Origin of the sequence: Aquimarina mytili (assembly GCF_016735115.1) — a bacterium.
Classification (GTDB): Bacteria; Bacteroidota; Bacteroidia; order Flavobacteriales; family Flavobacteriaceae; genus Aquimarina; species Aquimarina mytili.
Window position 1 is genome coordinate 415,480 of record NZ_JAERQJ010000001.1, and the last position, 24,785, is coordinate 440,264.

The 24,785-nt window shown below is 33.9% G+C and carries 22 protein-coding genes; 11 read left to right on the plus strand and 11 right to left on the minus strand.

What is annotated here, in order from left to right:
* The first annotated feature begins 9 nt into the window (after positions 1-9).
* From JJQ60_RS01825 to JJQ60_RS01850, 6 genes are all read left to right on the plus strand, one after another.
* A complete protein-coding gene (locus JJQ60_RS01825; protein WP_201916241.1) occupies positions 10-1,380 on the plus strand; it encodes a tetratricopeptide repeat protein in 1,371 nt (456 codons plus the stop codon).
* Positions 1,381-1,418: 38 nt separating this feature from the next.
* Positions 1,419-1,937, plus strand: a complete 519-nt coding sequence (gene lptC / locus JJQ60_RS01830; protein WP_236669010.1) for an LPS export ABC transporter periplasmic protein LptC — start codon at positions 1,419-1,421, stop codon at positions 1,935-1,937.
* Between the two features lie 13 nt (positions 1,938-1,950).
* Complete coding sequence (locus tag JJQ60_RS01835; RefSeq protein WP_201916243.1) at positions 1,951-2,142, plus strand: hypothetical protein; 192 nt, start codon at positions 1,951-1,953, stop codon at positions 2,140-2,142.
* Positions 2,143-2,145: 3 nt separating this feature from the next.
* A complete protein-coding gene (locus JJQ60_RS01840; RefSeq protein WP_201916244.1) occupies positions 2,146-3,435 on the plus strand; it encodes a hemolysin family protein in 1,290 nt (429 codons plus the stop codon).
* A 15-nt stretch (positions 3,436-3,450) separates the two neighbouring features.
* Positions 3,451-4,146 (plus strand): lysoplasmalogenase, encoded by a 696-nt coding sequence (locus JJQ60_RS01845; protein WP_201916245.1) that lies wholly within the window; start codon positions 3,451-3,453, stop codon positions 4,144-4,146.
* Between the two features lie 144 nt (positions 4,147-4,290).
* Positions 4,291-6,411, plus strand: coding sequence for a peptidylprolyl isomerase (locus JJQ60_RS01850; RefSeq protein ID WP_201916246.1), 2,121 nt, complete (start codon positions 4,291-4,293; stop codon positions 6,409-6,411).
* Between the two features lie 90 nt (positions 6,412-6,501).
* On the opposite strand, the gene galE is transcribed toward JJQ60_RS01850, so the two are convergent.
* Complete coding sequence (galE, locus tag JJQ60_RS01855) at positions 6,502-7,518, minus strand: UDP-glucose 4-epimerase GalE (RefSeq protein ID WP_201916247.1); 1,017 nt, start codon at positions 7,516-7,518, stop codon at positions 6,502-6,504.
* Between the two features lie 42 nt (positions 7,519-7,560).
* Complete coding sequence (locus JJQ60_RS01860; protein ID WP_201916248.1) at positions 7,561-8,016, minus strand: GAF domain-containing protein; 456 nt, start codon at positions 8,014-8,016, stop codon at positions 7,561-7,563.
* Positions 8,017-8,188: 172 nt separating this feature from the next.
* On the opposite strand from JJQ60_RS01860, the gene JJQ60_RS01865 reads away from it, so the two are divergent.
* Both JJQ60_RS01865 and JJQ60_RS01870 read left to right on the plus strand, forming a co-directional pair.
* Positions 8,189-8,731, plus strand: coding sequence for a DUF3347 domain-containing protein (locus JJQ60_RS01865; RefSeq protein ID WP_201916249.1), 543 nt, complete (start codon positions 8,189-8,191; stop codon positions 8,729-8,731).
* Between the two features lie 78 nt (positions 8,732-8,809).
* Entirely contained in the window at positions 8,810-9,556 is a 747-nt protein-coding gene (locus JJQ60_RS01870) for a M15 family metallopeptidase (RefSeq protein WP_201916250.1), read from the plus strand.
* Between the two features lie 2 nt (positions 9,557-9,558).
* Here the strand turns inward: JJQ60_RS01870 and JJQ60_RS01875 are convergent, their stop codons facing one another.
* Both JJQ60_RS01875 and aceB read right to left on the minus strand, forming a co-directional pair.
* Positions 9,559-10,845 carry a hypothetical protein gene (locus JJQ60_RS01875; protein ID WP_201916251.1) on the minus strand — a complete coding sequence of 429 codons (1,287 nt, stop codon included), beginning with the start codon at positions 10,843-10,845 and terminating at the stop codon, positions 9,559-9,561.
* Between the two features lie 256 nt (positions 10,846-11,101).
* On the minus strand, positions 11,102-12,703 hold the full coding sequence (gene aceB / locus JJQ60_RS01880; protein ID WP_201916252.1) for a malate synthase A: 1,602 nt from the start codon (positions 12,701-12,703) through the stop codon (positions 11,102-11,104).
* A gap of 127 nt (positions 12,704-12,830) precedes the next feature.
* On the opposite strand from aceB, the gene JJQ60_RS01885 reads away from it, so the two are divergent.
* Positions 12,831-14,306, plus strand: coding sequence for a helix-turn-helix domain-containing protein (locus JJQ60_RS01885; RefSeq protein ID WP_201917167.1), 1,476 nt, complete (start codon positions 12,831-12,833; stop codon positions 14,304-14,306).
* 167 nt (positions 14,307-14,473) lie between these two features.
* Here JJQ60_RS01885 and groL read toward each other — a convergent pair whose 3' ends face one another.
* The 7 genes from groL to miaB form a co-directional block, all read right to left on the minus strand.
* The gene (groL, locus tag JJQ60_RS01890; RefSeq protein WP_201916253.1) at positions 14,474-16,114 is read right to left on the minus strand and encodes a chaperonin GroEL; all 1,641 of its coding nucleotides are present in this window, start codon (positions 16,112-16,114) and stop codon (positions 14,474-14,476) included.
* An 87-nt stretch (positions 16,115-16,201) separates the two neighbouring features.
* A complete protein-coding gene (locus JJQ60_RS01895) occupies positions 16,202-16,477 on the minus strand; it encodes a co-chaperone GroES (RefSeq protein ID WP_201916254.1) in 276 nt (91 codons plus the stop codon).
* 151 nt (positions 16,478-16,628) lie between these two features.
* Entirely contained in the window at positions 16,629-16,955 is a 327-nt protein-coding gene (gene secG / locus JJQ60_RS01900) for a preprotein translocase subunit SecG (RefSeq protein WP_201916255.1), read from the minus strand.
* Between the two features lie 8 nt (positions 16,956-16,963).
* Positions 16,964-17,917, minus strand: a complete 954-nt coding sequence (locus JJQ60_RS01905; protein WP_201916256.1) for a hypothetical protein — start codon at positions 17,915-17,917, stop codon at positions 16,964-16,966.
* Positions 17,918-17,946: 29 nt separating this feature from the next.
* A complete protein-coding gene (locus JJQ60_RS01910; protein WP_201916257.1) occupies positions 17,947-18,453 on the minus strand; it encodes an LptE family protein in 507 nt (168 codons plus the stop codon).
* Between the two features lie 59 nt (positions 18,454-18,512).
* Positions 18,513-19,778: a sigma-54 interaction domain-containing protein gene (locus tag JJQ60_RS01915; RefSeq protein ID WP_201916258.1), complete on the minus strand. Its 1,266-nt coding sequence runs from the start codon at positions 19,776-19,778 to the stop codon at positions 18,513-18,515.
* Between the two features lie 39 nt (positions 19,779-19,817).
* Positions 19,818-21,263, minus strand: a complete 1,446-nt coding sequence (gene miaB / locus JJQ60_RS01920; RefSeq protein ID WP_201916259.1) for a tRNA (N6-isopentenyl adenosine(37)-C2)-methylthiotransferase MiaB — start codon at positions 21,261-21,263, stop codon at positions 19,818-19,820.
* A 62-nt stretch (positions 21,264-21,325) separates the two neighbouring features.
* Between miaB and JJQ60_RS01925 the strand changes: the two genes are divergently transcribed.
* Both JJQ60_RS01925 and topA read left to right on the plus strand, forming a co-directional pair.
* Positions 21,326-22,186 carry a hypothetical protein gene (locus JJQ60_RS01925; RefSeq protein ID WP_236669012.1) on the plus strand — a complete coding sequence of 287 codons (861 nt, stop codon included), beginning with the start codon at positions 21,326-21,328 and terminating at the stop codon, positions 22,184-22,186.
* Positions 22,187-22,292: 106 nt separating this feature from the next.
* Positions 22,293-24,782 carry a type I DNA topoisomerase gene (topA, locus tag JJQ60_RS01930; RefSeq protein WP_201916260.1) on the plus strand — a complete coding sequence of 830 codons (2,490 nt, stop codon included), beginning with the start codon at positions 22,293-22,295 and terminating at the stop codon, positions 24,780-24,782.
* The last annotated feature ends 3 nt before the right edge of the window (positions 24,783-24,785 follow it).

A 24,785-nucleotide genomic window follows, 5' to 3' on the forward strand; every position in this document is an offset into this window, starting at 1 on the left:
ATTACAGCTATGAATACTAAAGTTCTAACTACTATAGCAACAGGATTGGTTTTGAGCACTGCAACCATAAGTGCTCAAGCTACAGATTGTGCTACTACGGCTTCTATCGCCTATGAGCATGCCAAAGTAAAGAATTATGATGCGGCAGAAGAGCCTTTATGGAAAGTGAGAAAAGAGTGCCCTACGTATAGCGTTGCAACCTATCAATTTGGGAAAAAATTATTACAGGCAAAATATAAAAAGGCAGCGGCTGCTGATAAAGTAAAGCTTGCTAACGAGAAAATTGCCTTATGGAAAGAGCGTTTTCAGTATTTCCCAGGAAAAACTAAAATAGGAGATATGCATTCTGATATCGGACAGTTAATGTACGATAATAAAATTGGAACAAAAGAAACTCAATTTGCAGAATTTCATAAAGCATGGACCGAAGATAAAGGGAATGTGAAAAACCCTAAAAATGTATATACATATTTTTCTCTTCTAGTGGATTTACATGGTGAAGGTAAAAAAGAGCTTCAAGCTGTTTTTGATCTTTATGATGAGGTTATAGAGAAGATCGAAGACGAAGAAAGTAATAAAGCAAAGAAAATTTCAGAACTTACTGAAAAAGAAGAGTCTGGAACAGCACTTTCAAGCAAAGAGAAGAAAAATCTTAAGAGATCTACTATTATACTAACTAACTATAGTAAGGTAAAAGCTGGTGTAAACCAAAAACTTGGAGAATTAGCTGATTGTAAAAACTTAATACCATTATATAACGGACAGTTTGAAGGTAAAAAGACTGATGTAAACTGGTTGAAGGGTGCTGCAAGCAGGATGTCTTCTAAAGACTGTACAGAAGATCCATTGTTCTTTAAGTTGGTTGAAGCATTACATAAAGCAGAACCTTCAGCAAAATCGGCTTACTATTTAGGGCTACTGGCTATTAAAGATAAAAAAACATCTACTGCGTTAGAATACTTTAATCAATCTGCAGAGCTTGAGACTAAAGGTAGCGATAAGGCAAAAGTGTACTTCAAGATAGGTGAAGTAATGAAAAAGAAAGGAAGTAAAGGTAAAGCTAGAACTTACTATAGAAAAGCGTTAAAGTATAAGCCATCTATGGGAGTATGCTACCTTAGAATTGGATCAATGGTTGCAAGTAGTGCAAATAACTGTGGAACCGATGTTTTCAGTAAAAGAGCAGTATACTGGTTAGCGGCAAACTATGCACAAAGAGCTGCTAAGGTTGATCCAAGTTTAAAATCTACGGCATCTAAGTATGCAGCTAATTATAATGCAAAAGCACCAACAAAAACAGATATTTTCAATAACCCGGGAGTTACCTCTGTGAGTGTTGGATGTTGGATTGGTGAAACTGTTAGGGTGCCAAAACTATAATGCAACCCAAAAAATATAATATAGTAATCAACATTGTCATGGCATTTGTCGTGACAATGTTTTTTTCATGTCAATCAAAAAAAACAAAATCACAAGGCTACTTAATTTCAGAAGAAGCTCCAATTGCAGAAGCTTTTGAAGTTAATCTTAAATATACAGATTCTGGTAGACTCACTGCTGTGCTAAAAACACCCAAAGTATTAGATTACACCAATAAATCTTTTGGGTATCACGAGTTTCCTGATGGTATCGTATTGGATATTATTGATAAAGAAGGAAAAGTAAGTGTAGTTACTTCAGATTATGCAATCTCTTATCAGTTGACTGGGTTAATTGACATGAGAGGTAATGTCGATATTTTAACTGCAGATAGTACACATTTACAAGCAGAACAATTATATTGGGATAAAAATATCAACTGGGTATTTACAGATTATCCTTATAAAAGTTACATGTCTGACGGTAATATTAACGAAGCTGATGGTTTTGATGCTAATCAAGATTTTACTATCTTGAATTCAAGAAGTAATGATGGATTGATTTTTATTGAAGAATAATCTAATACCAAAAATGAAAATATTTAAGTTTTTTGAATATGCCTATCTGGCGATTATGATCTTTTTTATCTACCAGGCGTATGTAGAATGGGGTCAAGAAGGCGGGAGGAGTGTTCTCTACTTGTTTTTTGCAGCAGCAGCCATTTTCATGTACTTCTTTAAAAGAAATTTTAGAAAGCGATATGAGGCAAATAACAAGAAATAATTCATGGAATTAGATATCATTGTTATTTTACTGTCGCTTATTCTTTCAGCCTTTTTTTCTGGAATGGAAATAGCATATGTTTCTTCCAATAAAATCCATATCGAGATTGAGAAAAAACAAGGCGGGTTTGTATCCAATATCCTTGCCAGATTAACAAAAAAACCTTCTAAATTTATTGCAACCATGCTGGTTGGTAATAATGTGGCATTAGTGATATATGGTTTTTTTATGGGTGAAGTGTTAATGAATTTATTTCTCTCATTTATACCTTCAGGCTTTTGGTTGTTAGATTATGTTCTTACAGATCTTAATCTTTTAATGCAAACACTAATTTCAACAATCATTATTTTAATCACTGCCGAATTTTTACCAAAAGTTTTTTTTCAGATATATGCAAATACACTTTTAAAAGCATTTTCATTTCCTGCATATATTTTCTATCTCATATTTTCTCCAATTTCAACATTTGTAATCTGGATATCGGATTTTGTGCTAAAAAAATTTCTTAAAACAGAAGGAGATGAGGTGCAGCTCGCCTTTAGTAAGACAGAGTTAGGAGATTATATTAGTGAGCAAATGGAAACAGTTGAGGAGCATGATGAAATAGATAGCGAAATTCAAATCTTTCAAAATGCCTTGGATTTTTCTGATGTGAAATCAAGGGAGGTGATGATTCCAAGAACGGAAATTGTTGCTGTAGAAAAATCACAATCTATTGAAGAGGTAAGTAAATTTTTTATAGAGACAGGGTTGTCTAAGATCATTGTGTTTGATAGCACCATAGATGATATTATAGGATATGTGCATTCTTTTGAGTTGTTTAAAAAACCAAAATCCCTAAGATCTATTCTTTTACCTGTTGTTTTTGTTCCCGAAACCATGTTTGTAAAGGATGTTCTTAATCTTTTAACTAAAAAGCATAAAAGTATTGCCGTGGTAATTGACGAGTATGGAGGTACCAGTGGGATTATTACTGTAGAAGATATTATCGAAGAACTTTTTGGTGAAATAGAAGATGAACATGATTCTGTTGCTTTAATAGAACAAGAGTTGGCAGAAAAACATTTTTGTTTTTCTGCAAGATTAGAAGTAGATTATATCAACGAGGTGTACAAATTAGACCTGCCTAAGGGTGAGAATTATGAAACTCTGGGCGGAATGATTGTAAACCATACCGAAGAGATTCCTCAAAAAGGAGACGAAGTAATCATCGGTGCTTTTAAAATCAGCATAATTGAAACCTCAAATACAAAAATCGAGATTGTCGAATTAATAGTTACTTCTGAAGATTGATCCGTATTTTAATTAATGAACAAAAACATTTCAAATCAAAAAATTCTTCCTTTTGCAACGGTATATCTAATCGTTTTGATATGCGATTTAGTATGTAGTAGTAACGATGAGTATTTGCATTTAAGATTTTATACAAAACCATCCATTATAGGTTCGTTGATTATATTTCTATTTACGCAAAGAAAAAGTATGGTGCGGTCTACATTTCGAATCACCATGCTTGCTTTGATATTTTCTTTATTTGGCGATATCTTTCTTTTGTTTACTCAAACATCACAGCTTTTTTTTATAACGGGTTTGGTTATGTTTCTGTTTGCTCATATTATGTATATCGTGATTTTCTTTAAACAACGAGAAAATCAAAGAAAGAATAGGCTATTTTCTATGTTTACCATTGGATATGGTGTTATCTTGTTTTATGTGTTATATCCTGGTTTAGAAAAGATGCTAATTCCAGTAATACTTTACATGATTGTGATTTTATTAATGTCCAATGCTTCTTTTATAAGATCAGAACTTGTTTCTAAAAAGAGCTATATTCTTGTATTGGCGGGTTCTCTTTTTTTTATGCTTTCAGATAGCCTTTTAGCAATAGATATGTTTTATACACCACTACCTCTGGGTAATATCTGGATTATGCTTACCTATGCAAGTGCTCAGTTTTTAATTGTTTATGGAATTATGAATCAAAAAGAGCTGCTAAGATCTTAAAAAAATCAATTTAAAAAGGGTTCAATTCTTCAATAAAAACCGATTGCAAAAAAACTTCATAAGACTTTGATATTTTTAATTGGTATTATTGCAATAAAATGGTATTTTCGCCCACTATATTTTGAATAAATTATATATTACACCATGGCAGTTTTAAATAAAATCAGACAACGCTCCGTTTTTTTAATTGTGATTATTGCGTTAGCGCTTTTCTCATTTGTAATTGGGGATTTGATTCGTAATGGAGGAGCTATTTCTCAAAAAGCAGAAAATACCATAGCTACGATAAATGGAAAAGATATTGATAGAACAGACTTTGCCAGAAAAGTTGAAGCGGCTTCAAGAAATTTTGGAGGAAGTGGATCTAGTATTCAGGCGGTAAATTATGTTTGGAATCAAGAAGTACGTCAAGCTGTTTTTGAAGAGCAATTTGAAGAACTAGGAATTACCGTTGGAGAAGAGCAAGTAAATGAATTATTAGAAGAATCATTAGCAAATAATCCAACATTTCAGAATGAAGCTGGAGTTTTTGATAAAGCAAAAATGCAAGAATACGTTGCTAATATACAAGCAACGTCACCACAAGCATATCAACAATGGTTAGATTATGAAATATCTGTAAGTAAAGGAGCGGTAGAAGAAACATACCTTACAATGATAAAAGCAGGAGTAGGTTCTACTCTTAAAGAAGGTGAGCTGGCTTATAAAATGGAAAATGATAATGTAGATATCAAATATGTTCAGTTGCCATTTTCTAGTATCAAAGACGAGGATGTAAAGGTGTCGGATGCAGAAATCCAATCGTATATCGATAAACACCCGGGGCAGTACAAAGCAGATGCTTCTCGAAGTATTCGTTATGTTATGTTTACTGAAACTGCTAGCCAGGAAGATGAAGATGAGATCAAAGCAGAAGTTGCTACTTTGTTAAATGATAAAGCAGAGTTTAATACAACAACTAAAACAACAGATTCTATTTCAGGATTAAGAAATGTAAAAAATGTTGAAGAATTTGTAAATCAAAACTCCGCTATTAAATTTGACAATCGATTTAAGTTTAAAAAAGATTTACCAACAGCAGTTGCAGATACATTATATAACTTAGCAATTGGAGATGTATTTGGTCCATATAAGGATGGAGAGTTCTTCAAAATTTCAAAAGTTGTTGCACAAAAACAAATGCCAGACTCTGTTAAGGCAAGTCATATCTTAGTTTCTTGGGAAGGACTTAGAACTGCTGGAGATCTAAAAAGAACCAAAGAAGAAGCTAAAACACTAGCAGATAGCATTATGAACGTTGTTAAAGGTGATAAAAGTAAATTTTCATCTCTGGCATCAGAGTTTTCTGCAGATGTTTCAAATAAAGATAAAGCTGGAGATTTAGGATATTTTGTTCCAGGAGCTATGGTTCCTACATTTAATGATTTCTGTTTTGAAAACGAAACTGGCACTGTGGGTGTTGTAGAAACTCAATTTGGATATCATATTATCAATATTGAAGATCAAAAAAATCAACAAAAGGCAATACAAGTTGCTACAGTTGCTCGTAAGATAGAGCCGAGTGAAAAAACTATTAATTCTATTTTTACTGAAACGACTAAGTTTCAAATCGCAACAAAGGATAAAGATTTTGAAGAGGTTTCAAAAGAGAGTAACTTAACAGTGCGTCCGGTAAATAAAATCAAAGAATTAGATGAAAATATCCCAGGATTAGGTGCAAGAAGAGCAATAGTGCAATGGGCATTCAATGAAGAATCTAATGTTGGCGATGTAAAACGTTTTGATGTACCAGAAGGGTATGCGGTAGTTCAATTAACGGCAAAAGCAAGTAAAGGAACTATGTCTGTTAAGGATGCTAGTGCCTCTGTAAAATCAATTTTGATTAAAGAAAAGAAAGCAGAATTGTTGAAGAATAAGATTTCAGCAAAATCTGTTGAAGATATTGCTAAGAATCAAGCGCAAGTTGTAAAAACAGCATCTGCACTTAATATGAAAACACCAACGATTAGTGGTGCAGGTACAGAACCAAAAGTTATAGGAACTGCATTTGCCATCAATACAGGTGATGTTTCAAATCCAATTGTTGGTAATAATGGAGTATATGTTGTAGAGGTTACTAAAAAAACACCTGCTAGCGGTTTAGATACGTATATTAGCTATGCTGCGCAGACTTCTAAGTCTCAAGCAGGGTTAGTAAATTCTAAAGTGTTTGAAGCGCTTAAAGAAGCTGCAGAGATCGAAGATAAAAGAGCTAAGTTTTACTAGAACACTCTATTATCTATATAAAACAAAAAACCTGAAGAATTATCTTCAGGTTTTTTGTTTTATAGTTTAATCGCATATTTGTCGTTGCCGTTAATTTCCAACCTTTTTCTGCCATTTCCAGGCAGAGCGAAGTGAGTCGTCCAAACTACTTTTGGATTGCCATCCTAATTCATTATTGGCTTTGGTGGTATCGGCATAAGCTGCAGTAATATCTCCCTCTCTTCTTCCTACTATTTTATAATTTAATTTTTGCTCTGATACTTTCTCAAAAGATTGAATTACTTCTAAAACAGTACTTCCGGTTCCTGTACCTACATTAAATACATCATAGTTAGAACTGTTTTTATCTTCTATAAGTCGTTGTAAGGCGACAACATGAGCTTTTGCTAAATCTACTACGTGGATATAGTCTCTGATACAAGTTCCATCGGATGTAGGGTAATCATCACCAAATACAGATAATTGCTCTCTTAGCCCTATAGCAGTTTGCGTAATAAACGGAATTAAATTTTGAGGAACTCCTATGGGTAACTCTCCTATTTCTGCAGAAGGATGCGCACCTATCGGATTAAAATATCTTAGTGAAATCGCTTTTAGGTTCGAATTTACCTTGCAGGTATCTCTAATGATTTCTTCTCCAATTTGTTTTGTGTTTCCATAAGGCGATTCGGCAACTTTTACTGGGGCATTTTCGGTGATAGGCAATTCGTCTGCTTGTCCATAAACCGTACAAGAAGAGCTGAAAATAAAGTTTGAAGATACTTTATTCGTGAGTTCTTGTAGGATATATACCAAAGTGGATAGGTTGTTTTCGTAGTATAGTAATGGTTTTTCTACACTTTCACCAACAGCTTTGGAAGCTGCAAAATGAATTACACCCTCTATATCATGATGACGACTGAAAAAATCTTGTACTTTTTCTTTATCTCTAAGATCAAATTGTTCGAAAATAGGTTTTTTACCAGTTATCGATTGTATTCCTTGGAGCACATCTGGAGATGAATTGGAACAATTATCAATAATGACCACTTCATAATTTTTATTTTGTAGTTCAACTACGGTGTGAGAACCTATAAAGCCTAATCCCCCGGTGACTAAGATTTTCATGTTTAAAATGATTAAGTGTTAGTACAGACGAAGGAACAATAATTAAAGGATTTTAGCAACTTCTTGATTTACAAATTCTAAAAACCTTTCATCTTTTTCAGTAAAAGGATCTGCAGTATCCGAGTCAATATCGATTTGTCCTATATTTTCCCCATTTTTAAATAAAGGAATTACAATTTCTGATTTGACATTAATGCTACATGCGATATAATTATCCTGTGCCTGTACATCGGGAACGACAAAATTTTCATTAGAAATTGCAACCTGACCACAAATACCTTTTCCGAATGGGATTATTTCATGATCAGTTTTTTCTCCTACATATGTGCGAAGTTTTAATTCTTCCTTATCTTCATTTTTAAAATAAAAACCTACCCAATCATAATAGGTCACATTTTCTTTAAGTAATTTACATACCTCATAAAGCCTATCTGTAACCGATTGCTCTTTACTTTCAAGTATGTTAATTACTTGTGGTTTTAAATCTTCTAACAGCATTCTAACAATTTTTTCCGGCAAAAATATTTAAAATAATTAGAACAACCTCCTAATTATACTGGTATTGTTTTGTTAAAAAAGATACTAAAAAAGAAAATACGGTTAGTAATTGTTTTGAGTATAGGTTAAATTTGATGACGAAATAAGTTATAAATTATAAAAAGATTAAATTTTGAAGAGTATAAGAAGAGTTTTTGGGTTGTCAATACTACTAGTAATGTTAATGACAGTTTCTTGTAATAAGGATAAAAAAACGACTACCGGAGGTAAGAATGAAAATAGTAATACTATAGAGAATACTCAATCTAAAGTTGAATTTATAGATAAGAGTACTCAAGAAATTTATGGCACGTACCTTAAGATTAAAAATGGATTAGTAAACTCTAATAGTAAAGTAGTACAAGAAGAGTCAAAAAAAATAGAAGCTGCACTAGACGATTCAAAAGACAAAGAGCAATTAAAGGCTACTTTAAAGCTTATTTCTTTGACAAAAAATATCGAGGAGCAAAGAGGTTTTTTTGTTACTCTTACAGCCGAAGTAGAAAAGTTAATTAATGCTACAGAAATTAAATCGGGAGAAATATATAAGCAATTTTGCCCTATGGCTTTTGATGGAGAAGGTGGTTATTGGTTGTCGGATTCTAAAGGGATACGAAACCCATACTTTGGAGATAAAATGCTTAAATGCGGAAGTGTAAAAAGTGTGTTGAAATAAAATAAGTAAGTGTTAAAAATGAATTTGATGGTCGAGAACGTATGTTTTATAAAGTAACGCAATTAAAAATTAAAAAATATGATCTATAGAATAGTAGTAGGGGTAGCTTTTTTTGTGTTATTTTTTTCTTGTAAAGATGTAAAGAAAGTTCCTGGTTCTGCAAATGAAACAACAACTAATGTTGAGAAACCGCAAGTAGTAAAACCTCAAAAAGAGGCAAATCAAAAAGATACTATAGCGGTTTTAGATCATACCACCATTAAAAAGGATGTAATAGAAAATAGTGACTTTATCAATATTGAACAGATATCAGGCGATTTTGTTTTGGATATGAAGTATGCTACATCAGATAATTTCCTTAAAGAAAAAGTATACTCATGTGCAAAATGCTACATTCGAAAAAACGTAGCAGAAGCACTTATAAAAGCTAATAAAGACTTCATAAAACAAGGATATAAGATAAAGTTTTTTGATTGCTACCGTCCTCATAGTGTACAAAAAAAAATGTGGAAAATTTTTCCGAACCCAGGTTATGTAGCAGATCCTAAGGGCGGTTCTATACATAATAAAGGAGCAGCTGTAGATATTACGCTGGTAAAATTAGATGAGTCTCTTGTTGACATGGGTACTGGTTTTGATCATTTTGGCAAAGAAGCTCATCATGCCTACAGTAAACATTCTGAAGCAGTACTTGCTAATCGTAAATTACTACGAGAAACTATGAAAAAACATGGTTTTAAAACGATAAGAACTGAGTGGTGGCATTATAATTTTTATGCAGGTAAAAAGTATCAAATTTCTAATTTTGAATGGGAGTGCGATTAATGCTATCGATTAAATGGGTATTCATTGATCCAGTGAAACCCTCGATTAATCAATAAAAACTCATCTCTTTCTTTCTTTTTGGCTTTAATTTTTAAGGTGTCACTTTTATAAATACTTTCGAAAATGTAAAGGCTATCTTTAATAATGTAAGAAAAACTTTGTATATCTGTACTGTCTTTATACGAAGTAAGCGTTAAGGTTTTTGATACGGTATCAGTTTTCTCTTTAAAATGTACGATTCTTTCATCCATGGTTTGAACTCCGCTATTTCGTTTGTCGATAATCAAACGTTTCCATCGAAAAGAATCTGTTGTTAAAGGAGCAAGTGTATCATTATTCTTTATAAATTCTTCAACCTCATAAATACCATATAAAACTGATTTTTCACTTCTTTCTTGCTTTATTTTCATAAAAAAATTAATACTGGAGAGTATTAAAAAACAAATACATAAACCTTTAACAATATAGCCTGTTGTTATATGCTTTTGTTTTGAAAAATATGGGGCTATAATTTTTGGTTGAACAACTTTGTTTAGAACAAAGAATTCTAAGATTCGCTTTATATCGGGAGCAAGTATAAAAATCCCCATGACGATAAGCACTATACTATATGATTTTACAGGGATGTCGTAACTCATGTTCATCATAAATACATTGAGCATGATTCCAATCAAAATCAATGATCCAAAAACTACAGTTCTTCTATACAGCAACAGTACCCCTACTAAGACTTCGACAATACCAGAAAATCTTGTATAGGTGTTGCTATATTCCATAAAATTCCACAATAATCCCATAGGAGATTGGTCGCCAAAGGTTTTGATCAGATCAAAATTGCTTACTTCTGAAAATTGAACGCAAAAAACCTTAGAGAACCCATATAGAAACATGGTTAATGCTAAATAGTATCTAATTAGAATTCGTAGGTATAAAAATAGCTGGTTGTATTCTTTTCTTTTTACATCTAAAAGACTCCATAAAGCTGTTACTAAGATTGCCGTCGTTATCGCAATAACCTGGAAGATATAGTTAACCGTTGTATCCCCACTGCCATTAAAATTAACGTGTAGCTCTCGATTTATATTAAGAACATTTTGCCCAATCCAGGCCCAAACTTGATTAAACGAATTTATGTAAACCGCGATGTCTTCAGCACCTAAAACTGCAGGAATGTAGTAACCAAGTTTTTGTACAATATTGAAAATAAAAAACACAAAAAAGAATCTGAATGCAATGCGTTTGGTTAAATTCCAGTTAGGTTCTGCTGAAATGCCTTGTGTGACTTTCATTAATGCCGGTATTTGTTAGAGGTTTTTTTAGAGAAGTACAAATGTATTGTTTTAGACTCATTAAATCCAAAGAGATGTTTTTTTATAATTCAGTTAATTTTAAAGGAAAATAAAAGCGACACCCACATACGTGAATGCCGCTTTTGAGCACAATTATAAAAATCGGAAAAAATTATGCATGTTGTTTAGAACTGCTCAACTTCAGTACTACCCTCCATAGTATCAGTAGGTGATTTGCCTATTGTTACTGTAATTTTTATAAATATTGATAAGCACTAGTGGTTAAGAATTCTTCAAATTCTTCTTCTGAGACTACTAATTTTTTGAAAATTGAAATTGCATTTTGATAATTTTCTGTATTATATAGCTGCTCTCCAACTTGATCTTTAATAATTCTTAATTCATTTTCAAATAATTGATTAAAAAGTGTCTGATCTAGAATTCTTTTATCTTCAAGAGTCACTTCATTTTTTAGCCATTGCCATAATTGAGTGCGACTAATCTCTGCTGTAGCAGCATCTTCCATTAAGTTATAAAGTGCTACTGCGCCGTTTCCACTTAGCCAATTTGCGATGTAATGGATCCCAACATTGATGTTTTCCTGAATCCCTTTTTGAGTAATTGTTCCCTTTGGGATAGCCAATAGGTCATCTTCGGAAATATTAATATCGTTTCTTTTTACATGCATTTGATTTGCAGTAGGCATGTGAGTGTCAAATACCTGCATCGCAAGTTTTACTAATCCTGGGTGTGCGACCCATGTACCATCATGGCCATTTTTTACTTCACGCTCCTTATCGGCTTTTACTTTTGCATAAGCAGCGGCATTACGTTCTTCGTCATCTTTGATAGGGATTTGTGCTGCCATACCCCCAATCGCCAGAATATTTCTTTTGTGACATCTTTGGATCACTAGTTTGCTATATGCATCCATGAATGGGCTTGTCATAGTTACCTGTGCACGATCTGGAACTACAAAACCTTTGTGGTTTCTTAATTTTTTGATATAGCTGAATATATAATCCCATCTGCCACAGTTTAGCCCTACGATATGATCTTTTAAAGCATATATGATTTCGTCCAATTGAAAGCTCGCCGTTATAGTTTCAACAAGTACAGTAACTTTAACACTTCCGTGATCTATGCCTAAATATTCTTCAGAAAAATCAATTACATCATTCCACCATATTGCTTCAGTAAAATGCTCTAATTTTGGGAGGTAATAATATGCTCCTGTTCCATTTTCTTTTAATTGCTCGTTATTATGGAATAAGTACAAAGCAAAATCGAATAGAGATGCGCTCATTTCTTGCTCCTTAATCAAAAGATGTTTTTCATTAAGATGTAAACCTCTAGGGCGAACAATTAATGTGGCGATCCTTTCTTTAAGCTGATAGGTTTTGTCTCTTTTTGGATTATAAAACGAAATAGTTTTATTGACGGCATCTTTCAGGTTTTTCTGCCCTTGTAAGCAGTTTTCCCATAGTGGTGCATTACTGTCTTCAAAGTCAGCCATAAATGTTTTGGCTCCAGAGTTTAAGGCATTAATGACCATTTTTCGATCTACGGGTCCTGTGATTTCGACTCTACGATCTTGCAAATCTGCAGGAATCGGAGCTGCCGACCACTCACTGTTACGAATTTCTTTGGTGTTTTCTGGAAATGTTGGATAAGTTCCCAGGTCAAACAATTGCTGTTGACACTCACGATTTTTTAAAAGCGTTAATCGTCTATCATTAAAACGATCTTGTAAGGCCTCTAAAAAGGTCAGTGCTCCATCGGTTAAAATTTCCGGATGATAGTTCCTAACTTCTTTTGCGAAGCTGATTTTCTGACTAAGGTTTGTTTGTGTTTCCATAACTATATCGTTTTGAGTGAACAATATTATAAAAAAGTTTTTTATAAAACAAGCGAACGTTCGCTAAATGTGAATATTTTATTTTTTCGTCATTTACGCAAAAATGGTTACTTTTGAAATTATGGCAATAGCAGAAGAATATATAAGGTTGATTTTTGGTCTGAAAATCAAGCAAATACGTACAGAAAAGGATTTGTCGCTTTTTGGATTATCCAAACTAAGCGGGTTATCGAAATCATATTTAAATGAAATAGAAAAGGGGAAAAAATATCCTAAAACAGATAAAATAATTAAACTGGCTGAAACTCTAGAGGTTCCTTATGATCAGTTAGTGTCTTTGAAACTGGATAAAAACCTGGCTCCTATTGGTGAGATATTACAGTCGGGTATATTGGACGAAATTCCTCTAGAACTGTTCGGGATTCAGCAGAGTGATCTTATTGATATTATTGCTAATGCTCCTTCTAAGGTAAATGCATTTATAAGTACAATTATAGAAATTGCACAGCATTATAATATGAGTCGCGAAGGATTTTATCTGGCTTCTTTAAGGTCGTACCAAGAAGCACATAATAATTTCTTCAAAGATTTAGAAGACCAGGTGATTCGTTGTGCAAATTCGTATCAATTGGATTTAAACGGAAAAATAACTTCGGCAGAATTAGAAGAAATTCTCAAAGAAGAATACGGATACACTATTAATGAAGCCGGAATTCCTAAACAAGAAGAGCTCGATAATTTAAGATCGGTATTTGTTCCTTCAACAAAAACATTATTACTGTCGGATCGAGTAGGAGAGGCACAAAAAACATTTATTTATGCCAAGGAGTTAGGGTATCAATTTATGAATATTACAGAAAGACCTTATACATTTACGTGGATACGCTATGATAACTTTGAAGAAGTATTGCATAATTTTTATGCTTCTTATTTTGCGGGGGCGCTCATTATTCCTAAAAACCATCTTAGAGATCATTTAAAGGAACTTTTTGCTATGAAACGTTTTTCTGAGAAAGCTTTTCATAAGATTATGAATCTTTATAATGCATCTCCAGAGTCTTTTTATCAACGTTTGACCAATGTGTTACCCAAAGATTTTGGAATGCAAAATGTGTTTTTTCTAAGGTTTACGCATAAAAAGGGTGTAGAAAAGTTCAATCTGGTTAAAGAATTACACATTACGCATCAGCAGCAGCCTCATGCTAATGAGATTAATGAACATTATTGTAGGCGTTGGATGGCGATTAAAACGTTACAACGTACTGCAAACGAGGATTTAAATTACGCTTTTGATATTCAGATTTCTGACTATGCGGATTCGGGTCAGCAATATTTGGTATTCACATCGGCAACAAAGGATCCATTTAGAAAGGATTACTATCGCAGTATTGGAATTGGTTTTTTAATATCATCAGCTTTAGAGAAAAAGATCAGTTTTGTAAATGATTCTAAAATTCCAAAAGTAAAAGTGGGGGTAACCTGTGAGTCATGCTCTTTAAAAGATTGTGATGTGCGTATGGCGCCACCAAAACGCCTGATTTCAAAAGAAAAATATAAGCGAACTGCAACCTTGGTTGAGGATATAGTGAAACAGTATTCTTAATCGATTTATGGAGATTCGGAAAATACAACACTTTTCTTAATTGAAATAGATAATCTTAAAAATATAAAACCCGTTTTGAAAATTTCAAAACGGGTTTTTTCTTTATTTTATTTAACTATAACTGCTTTTTTGCAAATAAGTTAAATTATATTACTGTTACTATCGACTTACATCATCCCTGGCATACCTCCGCCCATTGGTGGCATTCCGCCTCCTCCAGCAGGAGCTTCTTCTTTAATGTCGATTAATGCACATTCAGTAGTAAGAATCATACCTGATACTGAAGCTGCATTTTCTAAAGCAATACGTGTTACTTTTTTAGGATCAATAATTCCAGCTTTTAGCATATCGACATACGCTTCAGATTTAGCATCGTAACCAAAATCGTTTTTACCTTCTAAAACTTTTGAGATCACTACAGATCCTTCTCCACCAGCATTCTCTACAATAGTTCTTAATGGCGCTTCTATAGCACGGTTTACAATTTGTACACCAGTAGATTCGTCATCATTTTCGGTTTTTACGGCCTCTAAAACTGATTTTGCCCTAACTAAAGCAACACCACCACCAGCAACAATACCTTCTTCTACCGCAGCACGAGTTGCATGTAGTGCATCATCCACACGGTCTTTCTTTTCTTTCATTTCTACTTCAGAAGCAGCACCTACATATAGTACAGCTACACCGCCAGCTAATTTTGCTAAACGTTCTTGTAGTTTTTCTTTGTCATAATCAGACGTAGTAGTTTCGATCTGCGCTTTGATCTGGTTTACTCGATTCTTAATCATTTCTTCTTCTCCAGCGCCATTAACTACAGTAGTATTATCTTTATCGATAGCTACTTTTTCTGCAGTTCCTAAATGCTCGATAGTTGTGTTTTCTAGAGTGAAACCACGTTCTTCAGAAATTACAGTACCACCAGTAAGAATAGCAATATCTTCTAGCATAGCTTTACGTCTGTCTCCAAAACCAGGAGCTTTAACTGCTGCTATTTTTAGTGCTCCACGCAATTTGTTAACAACAAGAGTTGCTAAAGCTTCACCATCAACGTCTTCAGCAATAATTAAAAGAGGTTTTCCAGTTTGAGCAACAGGCTCTAAAACAGGAAGTAAATCTTTCATTGCAGAGATCTTTTTGTCATATAATAGAATATAAGGGCTCTCAAGATCTGCAGTCATTTTTTCACTATTGGTTACAAAGTATGGAGAAAGGTATCCTCTGTCAAATTGCATTCCTTCAACAATATCTACATGAGTGTCTGTTCCTTTTGCTTCTTCAACAGTAATTACACCTTCTTTACCAACTTTTTCGAAAGCTTGAGCAATAAGATCACCAATAGTTTCGTCATTATTTGCCGAAATAGCAGCTACTTGTTTGATTTTATCAGAAGAATCTCCAACTTCTTTTGTTTGTTTAGCAAGGTCATCTGTAATTGCAGTTACAGCCTTATCGATCCCACGTTTAAGATCCATTGGGTTGGCACCAGCTGCTACATTTTTAAGTCCTTCTTTTACGATAGCTTGAGCCAGTACAGTAGCCGTTGTTGTACCATCACCAGCAAGGTCATTAGTTTTTGAAGCCACTTCTTTTACCATTTGTGCTCCCATATTTTCAAGAGCATCTTCTAGTTCTACTTCCTTGGCTACAGAAACACCATCTTTAGTTACTGTTGGAGCGCCAAAAGACTTACTAATAATTACATTACGTCCTTTAGGTCCTAATGTTACCTTTACTGCATTGGCTAATGCATCTACACCACGTTTAATTCCGTCGCGTGCTTCTATGTCAAATTTTATATCTTTTGCCATGATAAATTTTATTTTTTTTCAATTCTGCAAAGGCAGAATTTTTTTAATTTAAGTTTAAATTAATTTGTGTTTTGAATTGATAGATTCTTAAACAATAGCAAGGATATCATCCTCACGCATGATTAGATAATCTTTCCCATCTAATTTTAACTCAGTCCCGGCATATTTGCCATAAAGCACAGTATCACCTACTTTTACAGTCATGTCGTGATCTTTTTTACCACTACCAACTGCAGCTACTTTACCTTTTTGTTGTTTTTCCTGAGCCGAATCAGGAATATATAGTCCAGATGCTGTTTGTGTTTCAGCAGGAAGTGGTTCTACTACCACACGATCCGAAAGAGGTTTAATATTTACTCCCATTATGATTAGTTTTTATTATAAAATTAAAATGAAATATTATGATGCTTTGTATTTCAGAAATTGTGCCACTGGTGCGATACTGACAAATTGAAACAAAAAATGCCGACTGTATGACAAGTCGGCATTTTTGTTAGTATCATTTCAAAAGGTATTACTCTTCATTATTATCATTTGCTGCTGGAGCTTCAGGAACTTCAACTTGCACATCTTCTGTATTTACTTTTGATTCTTGAACAGAATTTCCGCTCATTAAGTCAATATTAGAAAGTAAGATCAATACTAGTAATAGTGTAGCTAAAGTCCATGTACTTTTATCTAAAAAGTCTGTTGTCTTTTTTACACCACCTAGTTGTTGTGTTCCGCCACCGCCGAAAGAAGAAGATAACCCTCCTCCTTTAGGATTTTGTACCATAATTACTACTACCAGTAAAAAAGATACGATAACGATTAGTATTAAAAATATTGAAAACGTTGTCATTATATATATTATTTATTTTCTTGTAATTTTTTTATTGCTCGAATTTGGTCTGCAAAGAAACCACTTTTTTCGGGATTTTTCAAAATTAATATGTTATAAGCTTGAATTGCCTTTTTGTAGTTTTTCTGAGCGAGATATACTCTTGCCAATGTTTCGGTCATTAGCTCATCTGCTGGAACTTGATTTTCTTTTGCAAGATTGCGAGCAGGAGTGTTTTTTGCCGCTGGTTTTATCTTAGGATTATTGGCAATAAACTCATCAATAAGATCAAATTTCTCTTTTTGTAGTAAAGAGGGTGTTTTATCTTTTTTCTCAGTTTCTGGAGCTGAAGGCTGAGCTTCTGCGGGATTTGTTTTTTGATCAAGAGGTTGCGTCGAGGTTAGTTTTAACCATTCAGCAAAAGAATGTGTCTCCTTTTTGTTAAAATCTAATGGAGCGTCAATTTGTAATTCTTCTTCAGGATTTTTTCTATTTTCTGAAGAATTGGTTTGTTCTTCTTCTGCTTGATTAGTTATAGATTCAGAAACTTCTAATTGACGCAACGTACTTTCTTCTTTTCTTGTTAAAAATAAAGTGGGATCGAGTACATCTTCAGCTTCTTCCATTTTCATTCTTACAGCATCATCCATTGCCATTCTGGGCAATACTTTTACTTCTTCATGATCGACGACATTAATATCTGATTTGTGTTTTTTCTTTGCTTCTTGATCCTGAGGTTTTTGATTAAATAGGTCTGAAGTAATAAAATCAAATAAAACGCTTCGATCTGTTGTGTATGCAGCGGTTGTTTTAAGCTCTTGATTATATCGAAAACTTTCTTGATTTTTTAAGCCTTTCAATAATAAAGGTCTCACAGATTGAAAATATGGAAACTCACGAGAAAGTTTTTCCAAGGCATTTGTCTGCTCCTTACTAATCTCTGAAGGATTTTGTAATAAATATGTGAGTTCTTTAGTGTTCAATATAAAAATTTAAGTATGCTATTCTTATGTTACCACCTTGCCAAGGTTGCGTTAAAAATATCTTGAGTAATTCGTTCAAAAATTATTTGCAATGCTTCGTCTCGGATAGCATTTTCTGATCGATCGGCCGGGTAATCAAAGAAAAATGAAAAACGTTGTTCTATATCTTGAGAAGGATCATTGGCGTCATAAAATCTCATGTTTACTGCAATTGTCAGTCGGTTTTGGGCTGCTGTAATATCTGAAGTAGCTGTATTAGGAGAGACATAATCTTGAACAATTTCTCCTTCATACACAATATCCCCTCCAGATGTGGTTAGGCTAAGGTTAGTTTGATTAAGTATTAAATCTTGTAATTGATTGGTAAAGGTTTGATCTGCTCCCGGAAAAATTCTTGGAGATTGATTTTGAAAAAAATTAACCTGAAATGTTTTAGTTTCAGGAGAAATAGATATTCCACTAAAAGAATATACACCACATCCTTGAAATAAAAACAGGCCGACTATTGTGCAAACTATATATTTTAATTTTCTCATTAATTCTTTCCGTATGTGTTTTTTAAATTCACAATTTTATATCCTGAATTCATAATTATTTAGAGGTCGTATTGTTTGATTTTTCTGTACAAGGTGCGTTCACTAATTCCTAATTCTTCAGCAGCTGCTTTTCGTTTTCCTCGGTGCCGTTCTAATGATTTTTTAATTAACTCTAATTCTTTATCATGTAAAGACAAGGTTTCTTCTTCTTCAATTTCTTCGGCAAAAGAATATTTATCTTCTTCTTTTTGAGGGATAATGCTTTGAGGTGGTATTTGTAATACCTCGGTGGTTGTGTTTATTGGTTCTTCGAATGGTATTTCTTCTTCCTCTTTATCTTCTCTATAGATTTTTCTGATTAATCCTTCGTTATCCTTTTGTACTTGTTGTGCATTACCACTTTGCATAAGCTCCATGGTTAATTTTTTTAGATCATTGAGATCACTTTTCATGTCGAATAACACCTTGTACAGAATCTCTCTTTCATTGGCAAAATCACTTTCTTGCTTATCTGAAGAAATTACTGCTGGGAGGTTACTTCCTATGTTTGGTAAATATCCGTGCAGAGTAACTGCGTTTATTGTCCTGTTTTGTTCAAGGACTGAAATTTGCTCTGCAATGTTGCGTAATTGTCTGATATTACCGCTCCAATGATATTTTTCTAATAAAACTACAGCGTCATCTGTTAAACGTATAGTAGGCATTTTGTATTTTGTAGCAAAATCTGAAGCGAATTTCCTAAACAAAAGATGAATATCATCTTTGCGATCTCTTAATGGAGGGAGCAGTATCTCAACAGTACTCAAGCGATAGTATAAATCTTCTCTAAACTTACCTTTTTTAATTGCTTCAAACATGTTTACATTGGTGGCGGCTACAATGCGAACATCTGTTTTCTGAACTTTAGATGAGCCAACTTTGATAAACTCTCCATTTTCTAAAACCCTTAATAAACGTACTTGCGTGGTAAGGGGGAGTTCTCCAACTTCATCAAGAAATATGGTTCCACCATCGGCTACTTCAAAATAACCGCTTCTAGTTTGCGTAGCTCCGGTAAAAGCACCTTTTTCATGCCCAAAAAGCTCACTATCAATAGTGCCTTCTGGAATCGCTCCACAGTTTACTGCAATATACTTACCGTGTTTTCGATGAGATAATGAGTGTATGATTTTAGGAATACTTTCTTTACCTACACCACTCTCTCCTGTTACTAAAACAGAGATATCGGTTGGGGCTACCTGTATAGCCTTTTCTACGGCACGGTTAAGTTTAGGATCGTTTCCTATAATCCCGAATCGTTGTTTTATGGCTTGAACTGATTCCATCTATTAGTTTATGATTGTGTGTGTTTTTATGCTTTCTGGTTAATTATTATCTGAATATCCAACAGCTTCGCCAAGCAAAGTTGCACTGGTACATTCGTTAATGCAAACCATTACAAAATCACCAATTTTGTATTCTCCTTTCGGAAAAACAGCAACAGTGTTTTGAGTTGTTCTTCCACTCCAATGGGCATCAGATTTTTTAGACTCTTTTTCAATTAAAACCTCTAAGGTTTGTCCGATAAAAGCTTGATGTCTGTATTCGCTATGTTTGCGTTGTACTTCTATAATTTCAGAAAGTCTTCTTTTCTTAACATCTTCAGGAACATCATCCTCCATTTTACGTTCTGCAAGCGTACCGGGTCTTTCAGAGTAGGCAAACATAAATCCATAATCATATTTTACATACTCCATAAGAGATAAGGTATCCTGATGATCTTCTTCGGTTTCTGTTGGAAATCCTGTAATTATATCTTGGGAGATAGCACATTCAGGAATAATACGTTTTATGTTGTCTATTAAATCAAAATATTCTTGTCGCGTGTGTAAGCGGTTCATTTCTTTTAATATGCGATCGCTTCCACTCTGAATAGGCAGATGAATATATTTACAAATGTTTTTATGTTTTGCCATAATTTCAATCACATCCAAAGTCATATCTTGTGGATTTGATGTAGTAAAACGTAAGCGTAATTTTGGGTGTTTTGCAGCAACCATATCCAATAGTTTAGCAAAATTAACTGCAGTAGCTTTTTGAAAATCACTTGCCTTATCAAAATCTTTTTTCAGGCCACCACCATACCATAGATAGCTGTCTACATTTTGACCTAGCAATGTAATTTCTTTAAAATTTTGAGCAACCAGATCATCTATTTCTTTCAAAATACTTTGTGGGTCTCGGCTACGTTCTCTTCCTCTTGTAAAAGGTACCACGCAAAATGTACACATGTTATCGCAACCTCTGGTAATCGATACAAAAGCCGATACACCATTGCTTTGTAATCGTACTGGAGAAATGTCTCCGTAAGTTTCTTCTTTTGAGAGAATTACATTAACCGCATTACGGCCAGCATCTACTTCTTCAATAAGGTTAGGTAGGTCTTTATAGGCATCTGGTCCAACGACAAGGTCAACAATTTTTTCTTCCTCTAGGAATTTACTTTTTAATCGTTCTGCCATACAGCCCAGAACTCCAACCTTCATTTGTGGATTGATCTTTTTTACGGCATTGTATTTTTCTAAACGCTTTCTAACCGTTTGCTCTGCTTTTTCTCTAATAGAACAGGTGTTTACCAAAACTAAATCTGCATCTTCAAGGTTTTGTGTAGTATTAAATCCTTCTTTAGCCAAAATTGAAGCTACAATTTCGCTATCGCTAAAATTCATTTGACAACCATAACTCTCAATAAAAAGCTTGCGTTGGTTTTCTTTCTTCTGATCAAGAACTAATGGTTGTCCTTGTTTGTTTTCATCTATAATCTTCTCCATAAAAAATAATTCCTTAACGATTAAAGGCAAATAATGTGCAAAGATACCTTTTAATACGATTTATGACAAAGTGGCAGGGTTTTATTTCTGAAAAAAATTATATTTGGTCTTTTCCAACCGATAAAACAGATGATGTTATGACTAATAATCTTTTTGAGAAGATTGAAAATAGCTCTCCTATAGATTTTGGAGATATTTTTAATAAAAGTATAGAGCTTTTTAAAAAAATCTGGGTACAAGGATTTGTACACTTGCTTATTACTATGGCAGTCATGATTCCTCTGTTTGCTGTGATGTATATTCCAATTTTTGCTCTTGCGGGGCTATCAGGGTTAGAAAACAATTATGGCGAATATGGTGATTATGGATATCCACAAGAGGAATTATCTATCGGTTTGATGATCATTTTTATAGTGTTGGTATTAATAGTGTCTATGGTTGCAACTACATTTCAGTTTGGGATCAATGCACATTTTTATAGAGTATGTAGACAGGTTGATATGGGTGAAGCCCAGAGTTCTAAGTATTTCATGTTTTTTAAAGGTAAATACTTAGGGAAAATCTTTGCAATTTCGATAGCAACGTTTGGTATTGCTTTGTTGGCGGCATTGTTATGTTATATTCCAATACTGTATGTAATGGTTCCAATACACCTATTAGGGGCAATTTTTGCCTTTAATCCAGATCTTAGTGTAAGTGATCTTATAAAAGCTAGTTTTAAATTAGGGAATAAAATTTGGCTAATAGCTTTTGGGTTGATTTTTGTTTCCTCTATGCTTGCTCAATTGGTGGGAATGCTACTGTGTTTTGTTGGAATATTTTTCACCGCTTTTTTTGTATATATGCCAGTGTATTATATGTATAAAGAGGCAATAGGTTTTGATGAGACCGAACCTAAAGAAGATACGTTACTTGTAGAATAAAAGTTATAAGCCTGCTAATTAGCAGGTTTTTTTTAAACTAAATTTTTGATAAAGAATCTCGATATCAAAAAATTGATATACTTTTGTGGTCAGAAATTAAAGGATTATGGCTAAGAATTTAGTGATTGTGGAGTCGCCTGCCAAGGCCAAAACTATAGAGAAATTTTTAGGAAAAGATTATACGGTAGCGTCAAGTTTTGGGCATATCGCAGATCTTCCTGCAAAAGAATTAGGAGTAGATGTCGATGGCGGTTTTAAACCTAAATATATTGTCTCTAAAGACAAAAAAGATGTCGTTAAAAAACTAAAGGATCTTTCTAAAAAAGCAGAAATGGTTTGGTTGGCTAGTGATGAGGATCGTGAGGGAGAGGCTATTGCCTGGCACCTGGCCGAAACACTTAAGCTAGATAAAGAAAGAACCCGCAGAATTGTGTTTCACGAGATTACCAAAAATGCTATTCTTAAAGCTATAGAAAATCCACGTTCTATAGATTACAATCTTGTAAATGCGCAACAGGCTAGACGTGTATTGGATCGTTTGGTTGGGTATGAGTTGTCTCCAGTGCTATGGCGCAAAGTGAAAGGAGGATTGTCTGCCGGTCGTGTACAATCTGTTTCTGTGCGACTAATTGTTGAAAGAGAAAGAGAAATACTAGGTTTTAAACCAGAAGCCTCATATAGAATAGATGCAGAATTTTCTAATCAAACAGGAAAATCTTTTAAAGCAAAGCTTCCTAAAAACTTTAAAACAAAAGAAGAAGCAACGTCTTTTTTAAAACAAAATATAGGGGCGTCTTTTAAAGTCGCGGATCTTACTACAAAACCGGCTAAAAAATCTCCAGCACCTCCATTTACAACCTCTACTTTACAACAAGAGGCTTCCAGAAAGTTATATTTTTCGGTTAGTAAAACCATGACTATGGCACAACGGTTGTATGAAGCAGGATTGATAACATATATGAGGACCGATAGTGTAAATCTGTCTGTTGAAGCGCAAAATGGAGCAAAAGCTGAAATTGTATCAGCGTATGGAGAAGATTTTAGTAATCCTAGACAATATAAAGGTAAGTCAAAAGGAGCGCAAGAAGCTCACGAAGCCATTCGTCCCACAGATTTTTCCAGACATACTGTAAATGTTGATTACGATCAACAGCGATTGTATGAACTAATATGGAAACGTGCAATTGCATCGCAGATGAGTGATGCAAGATTAGAAAGGACCAATGTTAAAATTGAAGCGAATTCTCATAAAGAGCAATTTACTGCAAATGGAGAGGTGATAAAATTTGAAGGCTTTTTGAAGGTGTATCTGGAAGGAAACGATGATGAAGATGAAGAACAAGAAGGAATCCTCCCGGAAATGAAGGTTAACGAGAGCTTGTTTAATAAATATATTTCAGCTACAGAGAGGTTTACCAGGCCACCAAGTCGATATACCGAAGCTTCATTGGTTAAAAAACTAGAAGAATTGGGTATTGGAAGACCATCGACGTATGCGCCAACTATTTCGACTATTCAAAACAGGAATTATGTAGAGAAAGGAGCTAAAGAAGGTGAAGTGCGTAAATATGTGCAGATGATTCTTTCTGGAGATAAGATGCAAGAAAAAAACCTGTCAGAAAAAGTAGGAAGCGATAAGGGTAAATTAATCCCAACAGATGTAGGTATGGTGGTTAATGACTTTTTAGTAAATCACTTTTCTTCAATTCTAGACTATAATTTTACGGCAAAAGTAGAACAGGATTTTGATGAGATAGCAGAAGGTCAGGAAGATTGGACTCATGTAATGAAAGAGTTTTATGAAGAATTTCATCCTAGAGTAGAAGATGTAGCACAAAATGCAGAACGTGAAGTAGGAGAACGAATTCTGGGTGAAGATCCTGTAACCGGTAAAGTGGTTAGTGTTCGTTTAGGTAAGTTTGGGCCTATGGTGCAAATCGGTACTGTAGATGATGAAGATAAACCTAAGTTTGCTAGTTTGCCACCAGGACAAACATTAAGCGGAATTACTTTTGAGGAAGCAATGGATTTGTTTCAGTTGCCAAAAGAATTAGGAGTATATAAAGGAGAGACTATAGTGGTAAATAATGGCCGTTTTGGTCCTTATGTACGTTTTGGTGAAAAATTTGTTTCCTTAGAAAAAGGAGAAGATCCATTAAGTACTACGCTAGATAGAGCAATAGAGTTGATAGATGCTAAAGAAAAAGCGGATGCTCCTATATATATGTATGAAAATCTTCCCGTTCAAAAAGGTAAAGGACGATTTGGGCCATTTATAAAATGGAACAATATGTTTATCAATGTTAATAAAAAATATGATTTTGATAATCTGTCTGATCAAGATATTGTAACCCTAATCGAGGAAAAGAAGCAAAAAGAAATCGATAAAGTAATTCATAATTGGGAAGAAGAAGGAATTCGTGTTGAAAAAGCGAGGTGGGGTAGAAGCAATATTATTAAAGGTAAAATAAAAATAGAATTACCAAAAACGGTAGACGCTACAAAATTAACTCTTGATAAGGTAAAAGATCTTATTGAGAAAAATGCACCTAAGAAAAAGACAACAAAAAAGAAAACTAAGCCTAAAAAGAAATAATAC